15 protein-coding genes are annotated in these 16,188 nt (G+C 60.6%); 10 read left to right on the forward strand and 5 right to left on the reverse strand.

Annotation, left to right across the window (positions count from 1 at the left end):
- Positions 1 to 7 precede the first annotated feature (7 nt).
- The 9 genes from KX928_RS11230 (at position 8) to KX928_RS11270 (ending at position 10,350) form a co-directional block, all read left to right on the forward strand.
- Positions 8 to 1,588 carry an ABC transporter substrate-binding protein gene (locus tag KX928_RS11230; RefSeq protein ID WP_219501971.1) on the forward strand — a complete coding sequence of 527 codons (1,581 nt, stop codon included), beginning with the start codon at positions 8 to 10 and terminating at the stop codon, positions 1,586 to 1,588.
- A 93-nt stretch (positions 1,589 to 1,681) separates the two neighbouring features.
- Entirely contained in the window at positions 1,682 to 3,247 is a 1,566-nt protein-coding gene (locus KX928_RS11235; RefSeq protein WP_219501973.1) for an ABC transporter substrate-binding protein, read from the forward strand.
- A gap of 96 nt (positions 3,248 to 3,343) precedes the next feature.
- Positions 3,344 to 4,324 carry an ABC transporter permease gene (locus KX928_RS11240; RefSeq protein WP_219501975.1) on the forward strand — a complete coding sequence of 327 codons (981 nt, stop codon included), beginning with the start codon at positions 3,344 to 3,346 and terminating at the stop codon, positions 4,322 to 4,324.
- Entirely contained in the window at positions 4,324 to 5,274 is a 951-nt protein-coding gene (locus KX928_RS11245; RefSeq protein ID WP_219501977.1) for an ABC transporter permease, read from the forward strand. The genes KX928_RS11240 and KX928_RS11245 overlap by 1 nt, the downstream gene beginning before the upstream one ends.
- Complete coding sequence (locus KX928_RS11250; protein WP_219501979.1) at positions 5,274 to 6,254, forward strand: ABC transporter ATP-binding protein; 981 nt, start codon at positions 5,274 to 5,276, stop codon at positions 6,252 to 6,254. Before KX928_RS11245 ends, KX928_RS11250 begins: the two co-directional genes overlap by 1 nt.
- Positions 6,254 to 7,216, forward strand: coding sequence for an ABC transporter ATP-binding protein (locus tag KX928_RS11255; protein WP_219501981.1), 963 nt, complete (start codon positions 6,254 to 6,256; stop codon positions 7,214 to 7,216). The genes KX928_RS11250 and KX928_RS11255 overlap by 1 nt, the downstream gene beginning before the upstream one ends.
- Positions 7,213 to 8,331, forward strand: coding sequence for a CaiB/BaiF CoA transferase family protein (locus KX928_RS11260; protein ID WP_219501983.1), 1,119 nt, complete (start codon positions 7,213 to 7,215; stop codon positions 8,329 to 8,331). Before KX928_RS11255 ends, KX928_RS11260 begins: the two co-directional genes overlap by 4 nt.
- Positions 8,328 to 9,581, forward strand: coding sequence for a flavin-dependent oxidoreductase (locus KX928_RS11265; RefSeq protein WP_219501985.1), 1,254 nt, complete (start codon positions 8,328 to 8,330; stop codon positions 9,579 to 9,581). Before KX928_RS11260 ends, KX928_RS11265 begins: the two co-directional genes overlap by 4 nt.
- Positions 9,582 to 9,627: 46 nt before the next feature.
- Positions 9,628 to 10,350 carry an SDR family NAD(P)-dependent oxidoreductase gene (locus KX928_RS11270; protein ID WP_219501987.1) on the forward strand — a complete coding sequence of 241 codons (723 nt, stop codon included), beginning with the start codon at positions 9,628 to 9,630 and terminating at the stop codon, positions 10,348 to 10,350.
- On the opposite strand, the gene KX928_RS11275 is transcribed toward KX928_RS11270, so the two are convergent.
- A complete protein-coding gene (locus tag KX928_RS11275) occupies positions 10,347 to 11,099 on the reverse strand; it encodes an MBL fold metallo-hydrolase (protein WP_219501989.1) in 753 nt (250 codons plus the stop codon). The genes KX928_RS11270 and KX928_RS11275 overlap by 4 nt on opposite strands.
- A gap of 51 nt (positions 11,100 to 11,150) precedes the next feature.
- Here KX928_RS11275 and KX928_RS11280 point away from each other — a divergent pair, with 51 nt between their 5' ends.
- Positions 11,151 to 12,284 (forward strand): pyridoxal phosphate-dependent aminotransferase, encoded by a 1,134-nt coding sequence (locus tag KX928_RS11280; RefSeq protein ID WP_219501991.1) that lies wholly within the window; start codon positions 11,151 to 11,153, stop codon positions 12,282 to 12,284.
- Here the strand turns inward: KX928_RS11280 and KX928_RS11285 are convergent.
- The 4 genes from KX928_RS11285 to KX928_RS11300 are packed head-to-tail and all read right to left on the reverse strand — an operon-like array spanning position 12,281 to position 16,182.
- Positions 12,281 to 12,847 (reverse strand): PqiC family protein, encoded by a 567-nt coding sequence (locus tag KX928_RS11285; RefSeq protein ID WP_219501992.1) that lies wholly within the window; start codon positions 12,845 to 12,847, stop codon positions 12,281 to 12,283. The genes KX928_RS11280 and KX928_RS11285 overlap by 4 nt on opposite strands.
- A gap of 2 nt (positions 12,848 to 12,849) precedes the next feature.
- A complete protein-coding gene (locus KX928_RS11290; protein WP_219501994.1) occupies positions 12,850 to 14,934 on the reverse strand; it encodes an MlaD family protein in 2,085 nt (694 codons plus the stop codon).
- Positions 14,927 to 15,577, reverse strand: a complete 651-nt coding sequence (locus KX928_RS11295) for a paraquat-inducible protein A (protein ID WP_219501996.1) — start codon at positions 15,575 to 15,577, stop codon at positions 14,927 to 14,929. Before KX928_RS11295 ends, KX928_RS11290 begins: the two co-directional genes overlap by 8 nt.
- A complete protein-coding gene (locus KX928_RS11300) occupies positions 15,544 to 16,182 on the reverse strand; it encodes a paraquat-inducible protein A (protein ID WP_219501998.1) in 639 nt (212 codons plus the stop codon). The genes KX928_RS11295 and KX928_RS11300 overlap by 34 nt, the downstream gene beginning before the upstream one ends.
- Positions 16,183 to 16,188: the final 6 nt, after the last annotated feature.

Raw genomic sequence — 16,188 nt, forward strand, 5'->3', positions numbered from 1 at the left:
GACTACCATGAAAAAGACAACAACTTTGCTGTCGGCTGCGGTGCTGCTGTCAACGACATGCCTTGCCAGCGCTGAAACGCTGCGGTGGGCCCGTGCGGGCGACAGCCTGACACTGGACCCGCATGCGCAGAACGAAGGGCCGACAACGACGCTGAACCATCAGATCATGGAACCGCTGGTGCATCGCGATCATGCCGGCACCATCGTGCCCGCACTGGCAACCGAATGGGCGCCATCCGAAGCGGACCCGAATGTCTGGACCTTCATCCTGCGCGAAGGGGTGACATTCCACGACGGCTCCGCCTTTGACAGCTCGGACGTGAAATTCAGCCTCGAACGCGCGATGACGGAAGACTCCGATTTCAAGGAACTGCTGGCCTCCGTGTCGGAAATCCGCGCGCCCGATGCCTACACGATCGAAATCGTGACCAATGGTCCAAATCCGATCATGCCCAACAACCTGACCAACATGTTCATCATGGACAAGGAATGGGCCGAGGCGAACAACGCCGTGAAGGTGCAGGACTACGAGGGTGGCGAAGACACTTTCGCTGCTAAAAACGCAAACGGCACGGGCCCTTACAAGCTGATCAGCCGCGAACCTGACGTGAAAACCGTACTGGCGGCCAATGAAAACTACTGGGGTATCGGTGAATTCCCCCTCGAAGTGACCGAGATCATCTACACGCCTATCCAGAACGCCGCGACCCGTGTGGCGGCCTTGCTCTCGGGCGAAGTTGACTTCATCCAGGACGTGCCGGTGCAGGACCTTGATCGCGTGGCGGGCACCGATGGCCTTGATGTACGCACGGCCCCGCAAAACCGGGTGATCTTCTTCGGCATGAACGTGGGCGATGAAGACCTCGCCAATGACAGCGTTGAAGGCGCCAACCCGCTGGCGGATGTTCGGGTACGCGAAGCGATGAACCTTGCCATCAACCGCGACGCCATCAAGCAGGTGGTGATGCGGGGCCAGTCGGCACCTGCCGGGATGATCGCGCCGCCCTTCGTGAACGGCTGGGACCAGACGATGGATGCGTCCTCTACCACGGATCTCGACAAGGCCAAGACACTAATGGCTGACGCAGGGTACGGCGATGGCTTCTCGATCCAGCTTGATTGCCCGAACGATCGCTACATCAACGATGAGGCGATCTGTCAGGCGGCTGTCGGCATGCTGGCGCAGATCGGGGTCAACGTGAACCTTGATGCCAAGCCCAAGGCGCAACACTTCCCGCTGCTCAGCAACCTGGAGACGGATTTCTACATGCTGGGCTGGGGCGTGCCGACCTACGATTCCGAATATATCTTCAACTTCCTCGTACACGGTCGTGACGACAAATACGGGTCGTGGAATGCGACGCGCTTCACCAATGATGATCTGAACGACAAGATTCAGAGCCTCGCGTCGAACACCGATCTGGAAGCGCGCGATGCCGATATAGCCGCGATCTGGCAGGTGGTGCAGGATGAGAAGATCTATATCCCCATTCACCACCAGGTGCTGAACTGGGGCATGAAATCCGGGGTCGACACGGTTGTCGAAGCAGAAGATTCGCCCAAAATCAAGTACTTCAAGCTGAACTGAGCCTGAGACGCTTGTGACATAAAACGGCGTGGCCCGATCACCGGGCCGCGTCGCCACCGCTTTCCCGCATCTCCTGCTGAAAGGGTTCCTCTTATGCTTCGTCCCATTTCACTCGCCGCCGCCCTGATGGTTTCCGCCTCCGCTCTTGTGGCCGAGGAGTTTCGATGGGCGGAGACGACCGACCCGCAAACGATGGACCCGCATGCGGTGAATTCCGCCGCCGTCCTGGGGTTTCTCAATAACGTTTACGAAGGGCTGGTGCGCCGCGGCAAGGACATGACTATCGAGCCGGCGTTGGCCACCGCGTGGGAACCCATCGGGGCCGGGGAAGGCTGGCGCTTCACCCTCCGGCAGGGCGTAACCTTCCACGATGGCAGTACGTTTGACGCGCAGGATGTGCTCTTTTCGTATCAGCGCGCCTCTGATGAAGCCTCCGATACCCGCAGCTGGTTCGCACCGGTCTCCGACGTCAAAGTGGTCGATGACTACACGGTCGACATCATGACCACGGCGCCGAACCCGATTTTCCCCGACAGCATTGCCAACTGGATGATGATGGATTCAGGCTGGGCCGAAGCGAATAACGCGGCGCGCCCGGACAAGGACAACGGCAACTTCGCCACTTTGAATGCCAATGGCACCGGTGCTTTCCAATTGACGACGCGAGAGCCGGGATTGCGCACGGTGCTGGAGCCCTTCGGTGGCTGGTGGGATGAGGCAGAGCACAACATCACCCGGGCCGAGCTGACCCCGATCCAGAACCCGGCCACGGCGGTCGCCGCACTGCTGTCGGGCGATGTCGATTTCATCAACCCTGTGCCCATTCAGGACACCGCCCGGCTGGCCGCGAATGATCAGGTGAAGGTCATTCAGGGCATCGAAGCGCGGGTGATCATGCTGGGCTTTCCACATGAGGCCGAGGCACTGAAATACTCCGCCGAAACCACTGACAGGAATCCCTTTGCCGATGTGCGGGTCCGGCAGGCGGTTGCCCATGCGATCAATGTGCCCGCCATTTTGCAGACCATCATGCGCGGCAACGCGGAAGAGGTCAGCCAATTGGTCAGCCCGGCAATGCGCGGGTTCAGCGCGTCGCTCGCCGCGCGGCCTGCCTTTGACCCCGACAAGGCGCGCGCCCTGCTGGCGGAGGCCGGTTACCCCGAGGGGTTTTCCTTTGGCCTGAAATGCCCCAATGACCGCTACCTGAACGACGAATCCGTCTGCCAGGCGATCACCGGCATGCTGGCTCAGGTCGGGGTCAGGGCAACGCTGGACGCCATGCCGGTGCAGAATTACTGGCCCGAGCTGCGCGCGGACAACTATGATATGTATCTGCTTGGCTGGTCGCCAGGCACATTCGATGCGGAACACCCGATCCGTTTTCTGGCCAGCACACCCAACGAGGAAAGGAAGCTTGGGTCGTGGAATTTCGGCGGGTTTTCCAACGCCCGCGTGGATGAGTTGCTGCCAATGGTCCAATCCGAGATCGACGATGCCAAGCGACAGGCCATGCTTGATGAAAGTGCGAAAATCCTGCAGGACGAAATGGCATATGTACCGCTTTATGTGCAACCATTGGTCTGGGGGGCGCAGGCAAATATCGACCTGACCCAGCGCCCGGATAACTTCTTTCTGCTGCGGTGGGTGACGATCAATTGATCCCGTGCCGCACAGGAACACAGCTTTCCGGCGGCGAGGTTACTTGACCCGCTGTCGATCCCTTGCAACATGGCCTGATCCACAGGAAGGAATACAATGCTCGCCTACGTGATCCAGCGCGTTTTTCAATCGGCGATTGTCTTGCTGGTTGTGGGTCTTGTCGCCTTCTCCATGTTCCGGTTCGTGGGGGACCCGGTCGACAACATGCTCGGTCAGGAGCGCACCCAAGCGGATATCGAAAGGCTGCGCACCCAGCTAGGACTCGATCAGCCGTTTCCGGTGCAGTACTTCAAGTTTCTGACAGGCGCAGCGCAGGGCAACTTTGGCGTCAGCTACCGGCAGGGGCGCCCTGTCTCCGACATCCTCGTGGAACGAGCGCCTGCAACGCTGGAATTGGCCGCCGTTTCGGGGTTCTTGGCGATCAGCATCGGCATTGCCCTTGGCGTCTTTACCGCGATCAGGCGCAACGGCTTTGCCGCGCATGCGATTATGTCTGTCTCTCTTATCGGTGTGTCCCTGCCGACCTTCCTGATCGGGATCCTGTTGATCTATTTGTTTTCGGTGGAGCTGGGGTGGCTGCCCAGTTTCGGACGTGGCGACACGGTGAAGATAGGCGGGTGGTCTACTGGCTTTCTGACGGAATCGGGTCTCAAGGCGCTGATCCTGCCATCCATCACCCTTGGCCTGTACCAGATGACGTTGATCATGCGGCTGGTGAGATCGGAAATGCTGGAAGTTCTCCGGCAAGACTATATCCGATTTGCACGCGCCCGGGGTCTGCGCGAACGCGCGGTGAACTTCCGGCATGCGCTGAAAAACACGCTGGTCCCGGTCATCACGGTCACCGGGTTGCAGTTGGGCTCCATCATCGCGTTTGCCATCATCACCGAAACCGTTTTTCAATGGCCCGGCGTTGGATTGCTTTTCATCAACGCCATCCAATTCGTCGATATCCCGGTTATGGCCGCCTACCTGATGCTGATTTCGGTGATGTTTGTTGGCATCAACCTGATCGTTGATCTGCTTTACTTTGCAATCGATCCGCGTCTGCGCGTCGATAGAACGGCGGCACACTAATGGCTGAAACCTCTTTGAATACTCCCACCTCGGAACGGTCACGCCTGCGCGTGTCACTTGACAGTGATTTCGCCTATCAGTTCCGCAAATCGCCCGTTGCCATCGTCTCCGCGGTCACTGTGCTGATCATGGTCCTTTGCGCCGTATTTGCCCCTCTGATCGCGCCCTATAATCCGTTTGATCCAGCATCTCTGAACCTGATGAACGGGTTTTCCAAGCCAATGGAGCCGAACGCCTTTACCGGTGATACCTTCTGGCTGGGCACAGACGATCAAGGGCGCGACGTCTTTTCCACCATTCTTTACGGCATGCGCATTTCTCTGTTTGTCGGCGCAGCGGCAGTGCTTTTTGCGATGGTTCTTGGCATTTCGCTGGGGTTGATCGCCGGGTATGTGGGCGGTTGGGTCGAGACGATCATCATGCGTGTCGCCGATGTTCAACTGACCTTTCCGGCGATCCTCGTCGCGATGCTGATCTTCGGCGTTGCCAAGGGGATAACCCCTGTCGAATACCGAGACCAGATGGCGATCTGGGTGCTGATCATTGCCATTGGCCTCAGTGACTGGGTTCAGTTCGCGCGTGTCGTCCGCGGCGCGACGCTGGTAGAAAAGAACAAGGAATACGTGCAGGCCGCCCGCCTTATCGGGCGCGGGCCGGGGGCAATCATGATCAAGCATATCCTGCCAAACGTGCTGTCGCCGGTCCTGGTGATTGCAACGATCTCTCTGGCTCTCGCCATCATCGCGGAGGCCACGCTCAGCTTTCTCGGCGTTGGAGCGCCACCCACGCAGCCATCGCTTGGTACCCTGATCCGCATCGGGCAAGGGTTCCTCTTCTCGGGCGAGTGGTGGATTTTACTGTTTCCAGCGGTGACCCTTTTGGCGCTGGCGCTCTCTGTCAATCTGCTGGGTGACTGGCTGCGCGATGCGCTAAATCCAAGGCTGCGGTAATGAACGAACCAATTCTGTCGATCCGCGATCTGACGGTCGAGATCCCCACCCGTCACGGTATTCTGTCGCCTGTCAAAGGTGTCAGCTATGATATCGGGCGCGGTGAAATACTGGGGGTTGTTGGCGAATCCGGGGCGGGCAAATCGATGGCGGGCAATGCGGTGATCGGATTGCTCAGCCCTCCGGCCCATATCGCGGAGGGCGAAATCTGGGTGGGCGGAACACGGGTCGATCATCTTGCGGGCGAACAGATGCGCCGCCTGCGGGGCAAGGAAATCGGCATGGTGTTTCAGGACCCGCTCACGTCGCTGAACCCACTGCTGCGGATCGGTGATCAGTTGACTGAAACAATGCTGGCACATCTCGATATTTCACGCAGCGAGGCCGAGGCCCGCGCCGTTGCCGCGCTGGAGGAAGTTGGCATCCCCGGTGCTGCGGAACGTGTCGGCAGCTACCCGCATGAGTTTTCCGGCGGCATGCGGCAACGTGTTGTCATTGCCCTTGCCCTATGTGCCGAGCCCTCTCTGATCATCGCGGATGAACCGACCACGGCGCTGGATGTATCCGTACAGGCCCAGATCATTTCCCTGCTCAAGAAGCTCTGCCGCGAGCGGGGCACGGCGGTCATGCTGATCACTCACGACATGGGCGTGATTGCCGAAGCCGCGGACCGCGTTGCGGTGATGTATGCAGGCCAGCTGGCGGAACTGGGCTCGGTGCGCGAGGTGCTGACACGGCCGCGCCATCCCTACACGGACGGGTTGATGGGTTCGACCCCTTTGGCATCCCGCGGCAAGGACCGTCTGCATCAGATCCCCGGTGCCATGCCCCGGCTCGACGCTCTGCCGCCCGGATGTGCATTTCATCCCCGGTGCCCCCACGCGCAGGACCGATGTGCGGAAAATCCGGGTCCGCGCATTGAAGACGGGGCAGGCGGTGTTGCCTGCTGGTTCCCCATGACACGGGAGGCCGTGGCCTGATGACGCTTGTGGCTGTGCGAAATCTGACCCGCATCTTTGATGTGTCGAAACCCTGGCTGAACCGCGTGGTCGAGCGCCGCAAGAAAGCCTTTCTCACGGCGGTTTCCGACGTCAGTTTCGATGTCGCGGAACGGAGCGTTTACGCCTTGGTGGGCGAGAGCGGTTCGGGTAAATCGACAATTGGTAAGATGCTGGTGGGGTTGCTGCCCCCCTCGGAAGGGGCTGTGAAGATCCGCGGTACGGACCTCGCCCGCGAGACCGACGCCGCAAAGGTCGATGCCGTTCGGCGCGATATTCAGATGATCTTTCAGGACCCCTTCGCCTCGCTCAATCCCCGCTGGCGCGTGCGGGACATCATTGTCGAACCGGTCGCCTCGCGCGGCGGTGAAACAGAGGGCATGGCCGAGCGTCTGCTCGAACAGGTCGGCCTGTCGGCGCGGGATGCGGGCAAGTTCCCGCATGAGTTTTCCGGCGGTCAGCGGCAACGGATTTGTATCGCCCGGGCGCTGGCCTCGGAACCCAAGCTGATTGTTTGTGACGAGCCCACCTCTGCACTGGATGTCTCCGTCCAGGCGCAGGTGCTCAATCTGATGAGCGATCTGAAGGATGAATTCGGACTGACCTACCTCTTTATCAGCCATGATCTGACCGTCGTGCAGCATATGGCAGACCGGATCGGCGTGCTGTACCTGGGGCGCCTCGTGGAGGAGGCCGGCCCCGACGCATTGTTCGATGATCCCAAGCATCCCTATACACAGATGCTGCTGTCCGCCGCACCGCAACTGGACAACTTCGGCCGCGACGTGCCGCCGCCCACGGGTGAAATCCCGGATCCGATCAATCCGCCAACCGGGTGTGCGTTTCATCCACGCTGTTCGATCGCACAGCCGGTATGCAGCCGGGAACGGCCCGAAATGCGTGATCTGCGCGGCGCGCGCGTGGCTTGTCATCTGGCAGAATGACCGGGCCTCTGGCGTCTCTCAAAGTCGTTGAGTTCGCCGGTCTCGGCCCGGCGCCGCTTGCAGGCCAGATGCTGGCCGATCTGGGCGCAGAGGTAATCTCGGTTGATCGCGCCTCGGGACCTGCGGATCCAACCGATATCAACCGGCGCGGCAAGCGCAGCATCGCACTCAACCTCAAGTCACAGGGCGGGCTGGCCATCGCAAAAGCCCTGATTGACCGGGTCGACGTTTTGATCGAAGGCTTCCGGCCGGGTGTGATGGAGCGGTTCGGGCTCGGCCCTGATGATTGTCCTGACAGGCTTGTCTACGCGCGCATGACCGGCTGGGGGCAAACAGGACCCTGGTCGCAAACGGCGGGCCACGACATCAACTACCTGGCGATGACCGGCGCATTGCAGGCGATGGGATCGCCAGATCGCCCGCCGCCCGTGCCGCTCAACCTGATTGCGGATTATGGCGGTGGCACGATGTTCCTGCTGTTGGGTCTGTTATCGGCTCTCATTGAGCGGGGTGTGTCGGGCAAGGGTCAGGTCGTGGACACTGCCATGGTGGATGGCGTGCCCGCCATGATGGGGATGATACACGGGATGCAGGCGCAGGGGAAATGGCGAACGGAGCGAGAGGCGAACTGGCTGGATGGCGGCGCGCCGTTCTACCGCTGTTACGAATGTGCGGACGGCAAATTCATCTCCGTCGGGGCGCTCGAACCTCGGTTTTTTGCCGAGCTGGTCGCAAAGGCAGATTTGCCTTTCGCGGATCTGAGCGCACAGAACGACATATCGCTCTGGCCGGAAACGCGAGCTGAATGGGCCACCGTCTTCATGTCCAAAACGCGCGATGAATGGGCCGCGCTGTTTGACGGATCGGACGCCGGTGTCGCACCGGTCCTGGATTTCAGCGAGGCACCACAGCATCGTCAAAACAAGGACAGGGGGGTGTTCTTTGACAACGAAAATGTCACACAGGCCAACCCGGCGCCGCGCTTCAGCCGCAGCCATGTGCCGCAACCCAAGCCCCCGACAGTGATCGGCGGCGACGGCGATGCCCTTCTGCAAAACCTTGGGTACAGCGCCGCGCAGATTGCCGAGCTGCGCCGGAAAGGAGAGGTCACATGACTGTGCTGATCGCCGGGGCTGGCATCGCGGGGCTGACCTTGGGTCTCACATTGCACCAGATCGGTGTGCCCTTTCGGATTTATGAATCGGTCCGCAGCCTGAAACCGCTTGGCGTAGGGATCAACCTGCAGCCCAATGCCGTGCGGGAGCTGTTTGACCTGGGATTGGAGCAAAACCTGCGCGAGATCGGCGTCTCCACTCAAAGCCTGGGGTTCTACACCAAAACCGGTAAGGAAATCTGGACGGAACCCAGGGGAACCGCCGCCGACTACGCATGGCCGCAGGTCTCAATTCATCGTGGGCAGTTGCAGATGCTGTTGTTTGATACTCTGATCGCGCGCGCAGGGGCGCAGAGTGTCGTTCCAGCGCACCGCGCCACAGGCTTTGCAACGCATGATGACACTGCGGAACTGGCTCTGGAAACTCCCGACGGCCCGACTGTGGCCACAGGCGCGTTGGTCATTGCCGCCGATGGCATCCATTCCGCCTTGAGGGCTCGGATGTATCCTGACGAAGGTGCCCCTATCTGGGGTGGTGCGATCCTGTGGCGCGGTACCACGCAAGCCGCGCCGTTTCTGGGTGGTGCAGACATGGTGCTGGCCGGGCATGACAGGCAGCGGATGGTTGTCTATCCCATCACGCCCGTCGATTCCACAACCGGACAGACCACGCTGAACTGGATCGCCGAGCGTCGTGTTGACCCTGCCCAGGGATGGCGGCGCGAAGACTGGAACCGCGCGGCGGATCTGGCGGATTTCCTGCCCGCCTTCGAAAGCTGGCGGTTTGACTGGCTGGATGTGCCGGCGCTGATCCGCGGCGCCGAGGCGGTTTTTGAATACCCCATGGTCGACCGCGACCCAATCCCGCAATGGACGTTCGGTCGCGCGACGCTCATCGGGGACGCAGCGCATCCAACCTACCCCGTCGGGTCAAACGGCGCCAGCCAGGCGATCGTGGATGCCCGAACTCTGGGCGCAAGCCTGCTGGAGCATGGCCCGTCGCCTGACGCCTTGCAGCATTACGAAAACATCCTGCGGCCGCCAACGACGCAGGTCACCCTCACCAACCGGGGAAGCGGGCCGGACGCGATTTTGCAGATGGTGGAGGATCGCAGCGGCGGTACGTTCGAGACCATCGAAGAGGTCATTCCGCGCGCCGAACTGGCGGCGCATTCAGCAAGGTACAAATCCATTGCCGGGTTCGATATTGATGCTCTGAATGCACAGCCGCCACTGATCGGTCCCGTCTAGCCGGACTGGCAAACGCTTGTTACCATTCGGATCAGGAAGGGATCATATGTCGAAAATCGCTGTTGTGACCGGTGCCGCGGGGGGCATGGGGCGCGCCATCGTCGCGCAGTTGCTGAAAGACGGGTTTCACGTGATGGGTCTTGATGTGGATACCGCAGGTTTGTCAGACATGGCGACCCCCGGTTTCGACGGGATATCCGTTGACCTGACAGACCCGACCGCAATTGCAACGGCCTTCGATGACATCAGGGAAGGCCACGGCGGCGTGGACGCCCTTGTAAACAACGCCGGCACCTGCCTGATGTCAGAGTTTCCGGATATTCCGGCAGATGAATTCGAGCGTCAGATGGCGCTGAATTTCTCAAGCGCGTTCCATTGCTGCCAACAGGCCGTGAAAGCAATGATGGGGCGGGACGGCGTGCGAAAGATCGTGAACATCTCCTCGAACGGGGCTTACAATTTCGATGTCTTCGATCCGCCGCACTATCGGGCGTCAAAGGCCGCGATGGACACCTTGACCAAGGATCTTGCGCGCCGCTTCGCAAGCGACAGGATCGCGGTGAACTCTCTTGCGCCGGCAATGACCGAAACGCCGCTTTTCAAGGTCGTGACCAAAGAAGTTCTTGCCCGGGCGATTGCGCAAATGCCGCACGGGCGCGCAATGCAACCATCAGAAGTTGCGGCTTGGGTCGGATTTCTGATCTCACCGGCAGGTGACATCTGCAGCGGCAATGTGATCATCCTCAACCAGGGAAGGGACGTGCGCTAATCATACCATTCGGGCGCCTTGCGCAGCGTTGGCCATTGCGCGGGGCAGTGGCCAAAGATCACTTTGGCCTGCCGGTCCGCCGCCATCTGCATCAACCGCGCGCCATGTGCTATTGCCAGCTCTTCATCCCATGATCCGGCAAATGCTTCCTCTATTTCATCGGCGCGGCTGATGGCATCCGACGTCAGCAAGACCGGCCCGGTAACCGGCAGCTCCAGCATGAACGCCAACTGGCCGGGCGCGTGGCCGGGCACGAAAAGCACGTCGAAACCGGGACCCAGTGTCACGTCTCCGGTCACTTCGATATAGTCGCGGTCCGGCCATTCCATTGCCTGCTTACCGGCCCAGTAGAGTGGCCGGGGCAGGGCGCGTTCCGCCGCCGCAATCACAATGGGCACACCGGGAAACCCATCCATGAACCCCACGTGATCGATATGTGTGTGGCTCTGGATCATCAAATCGACGTTCGCCGGGGATATCCCCAGAAGCGCCAATTGTGCCGGGGCCAGATTGCGATACGTGATCGACAGAACGCGGCCAAAGCTGCCCAGATCATCCTCGGCTGTCGCCGCGTTGGCATCCTCGGCGTATTTCTCTGGAAACCCTGTGTCGATCAACACTGTCTCTCCCGCGTCGGTCTGGATGAGGAACCCACAGATGCCAATGATCCGGTTGTTCGCATGCACCTGAAACAAGCCGTAGTCGAGAATGGCCATGCGCAGCGGGCGACCTTTTAGAAGGGGTTGCATAACCTGCCGGTGACCTCTCTTGTTGCGGGTGAACTAGACGGGATGCCACCTGTGAAAGTCAAGATACACACCTTGTTCCAATACCTTCTGGAAACAACGGATTCAGAGCCCGAAGCAATCGTCGGGTTTTCCCTGTCGGCGTCGCCAACCCTGGGTGACTTTCTGGAGGAGCTTGACCCCTCGCTTCCGCTGGACTGGAACAATCGCGATTTTCAGGGCCTGCCGGACCTGCGGGACCACGTGCTGTTGCAGGCAGGTCTGCAGGGTGTCTGCAAACGGCAGGACGTCCTGATCACGGCGGGCGCTGCTGAAGCGAATTACCTCGCGATCATGCAGCTGCTGCAGCCCGGCGACGAGATCGTGATCGAAACGCCGGGATGGCCTCAGGCAGAGGTGCTTGCCCGCGCGATAGGGGCAACGGTTGTCAAGGTTGCGCGTTGTGAAAGGGATGGCTGGCAGTTACCCCTCGACGCGCTCCGGGACGCGGTGACCCCGAAGACGCGCATTATCTTTCTGAGCAACCCGAACAACCCGACCGGGCAGGTTCTGGGGCGGGCGGAATTGCAGGATGTTGTGCAAATTGCTGATCGCATCGGCGCATGGCTGATTGTCGATGAAGTCTATGCCGGGTTGGAATGGCATGGCCCCAGAGCCCCATCGGTTGCCGGGCTGTACGCGCGGGGGATCACAACCGGCTCCGTCTCCAAGGCGCTGGGATTACAGGGGTTGCGGACCGGCTGGCTGATCTGCCCCGACCCTGATCTGGTCATGGACGCAGTGGTGCTGCGAGAGAATTCGTCTGAAATCATGAACATCATGGGCGAAGTCATTGCCGAAATCGCCCTGCGACCGGATCGTTTGGGCCCGGCGATAAACACGGCTCGTATGGCAGGGGCCAGCAATCTTGCGCGGATGACCGACTGGCTTGAGGATCAGCCGCATTTGACCTGGGTTCCGCCGCAAGCGGGCCTGATCGGCCTTGGCCGTCTGCCCGACAGGATAAACAGCGACGATTTTGCCCGCCGGTTGTTACAACCTCCCTATTCGACATTTCTGTTGCCGGGCAGTGCCTATGATCAGCCCAACCACATCCGGCTTGGGGTCGGTGGTGGCGCCGACGTGAACCTGGAGAAGGGTCTTTCACGCGTGGCGCAAGCGCTCACCGACTGGCAACATGAAATCTAGCGCAATCCATTGATCGCAATGTATTGCGCAAGGTCGAGAATGATTTGCCCGCGCGCGGCAGCAATTGCCTGCGGGCCACCCGCCGGATCGAACGTGCGGGACAGATCGAAAAGGCCGGACCTTTCGCGCCCGCCGTTCGCAACCGCCACGAAGTACTGCCCGTTTGCCCGGAACTGACCGTCATCGCGTGCAACAAGGCTCTCGAACCGCAATTCCAGCCGGGCATCGGGCAGCGCTTCCAACGGCCAGGGGGCGGACGCCACGCGCGCGCCACTCAGGCGGGAGAGATGGCGCGCAAGCTCCAGGGCGACGGCGCGCTCAGGTGTGTCAGCCCATAACACGCCTCCATCGCTGGTGAGCCTTCCGTCAGCGCTCTGGCTTGAAATCTCATCCGACGCCGCATAGGCGGGGAGCGAGATTTCCCGGATTTCGACCGATTGAAAGGCAATGCGCTGACGGTCCGCGACGTCGGGCGCAGGGATCACGTAGCGGTCGGGAGCGGGCGCACAGGCCGCCAGAAGACCAAATGCGACGGCGCAGAAAGCTGATGTGATGCGTGCCATGTCTATCGTCCCCTAATGAGCGCTGTTGGGTTTCGCTCCAACAGGCGCGCAAGCGCCGTGAGCGCGTTTGCCGCCTTGGAAATGTCTCGCAATGCCGCCTGCGCATCCCGGCTGATCACGTCGCCCTTGTTGTACCCCTCGATTGTACGACTGGCCTGATCGAAAACATCCGCGATCTGCTCCACCAGTTGCGGCAGATCCCTGCTTGATAAGGCAACGGCATCGGCGGCTTCACGGGCGGAATCGAGCGTAGCATTGACATTGCGCACCGCACCTCCCTCGCGCAGTTCCGTCAGCGTGGCATTCAGTTCATCGAGGGCAGCGCCAAGCGACGCAGGCAGGTCCTGTGCTTCGGGCCTGCCGAGAATGGCGTCAGCCGAGGCCAGAAGATCCGTTAGCTGTACTGTCAGTTCTTCCAGCGGCAGGGCCTCGGCCTTGGCTGCAACACCGCTGAGCCCGTCAATCAACTCCGGAATTCCGGCGACCGAGGCATTCACGGAGTTGGCAGCCTCGGTTGCAGCGCTGATCGCCTCCACCACGCGGTCTACCGCCTGGCCTTCTTCGACCTGAGAGAGCAGCGTTTCGGCCCGCAGGATCGCCGCGTTGAGCGAGGCGGGGATTTGCTGCACGTCCTGCGACGTCACGATCATCCGGACGTCATTCAGCAGCGCCCGCACCTCTTGCGGAGTTTGCCGCAAATCGTCGCTGGAGATGAATGCCTCCGCTCCTTGCATGAAGCCGATGGCGCTGTTGAGCAACTCTTCGAACGGCAGGCTGTTGATCCGGGTGAACACCCCTTCGACCGTGGCCGTCGCATCCGAAATCTCGCTATCGGTGGATGGTATCGTCGGCGGGCCATCGCCCTGCGCGATCGGGCCAACGGCAGGCGCGTCCTCGATCTCCACCAGTTCCACCTTCAACCCGCCGGTCAGCAAGCTCGCCGACGCAAGACGCGCGCGCAGGCCTTCCTGCACACGGGCATTCAGGAAGGTCACCGCCGCCTCCGGTTCAATGTCGCCGGACAGCCCCAGCCGGGTGGGTTGAATACCAATGATCACGTTCAGGCGCACCCGCGCATCCCCGAATTCTTCCCGGTCCACGATCCCGGAAAGGCTTTCGACAGAGCCGATGCGCAGACCGCTGAGTTCCACCGGCGCACCAACCGCCAGACCGGAGATGTTTTCATCAAAGATCACGCGCAATTCGAGCAAATCGGCTTCGGATGTATTGAAGACGCTGTTTCGCGCCGTTGCCTCGTCCACGAAAACCTCGAACACTGTCCCGTCCGCGACCTGGGCGCCACCGGATACGAAAGTGTTGAACGTTATGCCGCCTCCCACAAGGGTTGCGAGCGAGGAGAAGTCAACCTCCGCACCGGACGGTCCAATGGATACGCTGAAACCCGATGTATCCCAGAATCTTGAGTTCCGGGTGACCAAGCGGCCATGCGGTTCATAGATGATGGCTTCGGCGATGGCGAAATTGCCCTGAGGCGAGATACGCGCAGGGCCGACACGACCGATTTCGATGCCCCGGAACAGGATCGGGCTGTTGTCGGTAAGAGCGCCGCCCGACGTCGTGCGCAAGGCAATCTGCAAACCTTCCTGACCCGGCCGAAACAGCGGCGGGATTTCCAGCCCTTTGAAGGTGAAGCGGGCCGGGCCGATCTCGCTGTCCCACGAGCCTTCGATGAAAATACCGCTCAAGACCGTGTCGAGACCGGACACGCCTTGCACGGTCAACTCCGGACGGACCACCCAGAAGGATGCGCCCGCGTCGACAAACCGGGCGACTTCCTTTTCCAGCCTGACCTGAACGACAACGCCCTCCAGCCCTTCGGCGAAGGTAACGTCCTCAACCACGCCCACGGTCACATCCCGAAAGCGCACTTCGGTACTGCCTGCAACGATACCAGCACCGTTTTCAAATTCGATGGAGATCAACGGCCCGCGGTCGTTGTAGGACTGCCAAGCCACCATGAGGGCCAGCACAAGTGCGATAAATGGGATAGCCCAGACAATCGACGCGCGGCCAAGGAAACTCTCGCGCGCGGGGTCAATGGGCACTGGATCCGGGGCGTCACTCATCTTTGGTTTGTCCTTCGCGCCACTGGTGCGCGTCCCAGATCATCCGACTGTCGAAAGCTTGTGCTGAGAGCATAGTGAAAATAACCGATAACGCAAAAAACAGGCTGGCGGGACCGGGGCTTATGGCCACCAGAATATTGAGTTGCACCAGCGACGACAGGATCGCAACCACAAAGATGTCGATCATGGACCAGCGCCCTATGTACTCCACCACTTCATAGAGCAGCTGTCGTTGATTTTTCGAGACCGTCGAGGGACGCGTGACGGAAATCGCAAGAAAGGCGATGGCCATGAATTTGCCCAGCGGAATCGCGACGCTGGCGATCAGGATGATCAGCGCCACGCCAAGGCTGCCGTATTCGATCAGATCGATGGCGCCCCCGACAATTGTACTTTCCTGAACGCTGAGCAGCGTGCGGGTTCGCAGCATCGGGTAGAGGTTCGCCGGGACGTAGCAAATCAGCCCCATGAGCCAGAGCGCCCAAACCCGTTGCAGGCTTTTGACATCACGGCGGTAGACGCGATGACCGCAGCGGTCACAGGTGGTCACGCCAAGCGGCCAGACCTGTGCACAGCGCGTGCAGGCGACAACGCCAAGATCTTTGGCGTTCAGGATTTTGCCGGCTTGCCGAGCGCGTACCATACTGACCACCTGCACAAAAAATTATCCTGCACCACGAATAGAACCACGAGGCAGACGAACAACCAGAACGCCGGGCCGAATCCGACATCGGCCAGATCACTGATCTTTACCAGTGCAACGGCGCATCCGATGGCGAAAATTTCGGCCATCGACCACGGTCGCAACGCTTCTGCAAATCTGAAGGCCTGCGCCGCATTGCGAGCAGGCGGCTTGTCCAGAACGATAGGAACAAGCACGTAAAGCGACAGCAGCACGCGGGTCAGCGGAATGAAGATGATGAGCGCCGCCGTGGTCAGCGACAACACGATCATTGGCCCGTCGCTGAAGGCCAGTGCAGCATCAAGAACCGACACGGTGTTCTTCGCGCCGCCGACAGAAATGGACAGGAATGGAAAAATCGCAGCCGCAACGATCAGCACGAGAATAGCAACCGACAAGGCAATGATCTGCATGCCCGCCTTGCGGCGCGGTGTGATCAGCACCGTATGGCACCTGTGGCAGACGGCGCGCTCTCCCGGACCCGGCCGCACAAGCGCATAGGCTGCATCGCATTTGGGGCAGACTATCAGGTCTTCGCGGGGATTCGGGTGCGCGGTTGCAGTCATGCGTTT

The sequence above is a fragment of the Roseobacter insulae genome, assembly GCF_019375555.1.
Taxonomy (GTDB): Bacteria; Pseudomonadota; Alphaproteobacteria; order Rhodobacterales; family Rhodobacteraceae; genus Roseobacter; species Roseobacter insulae.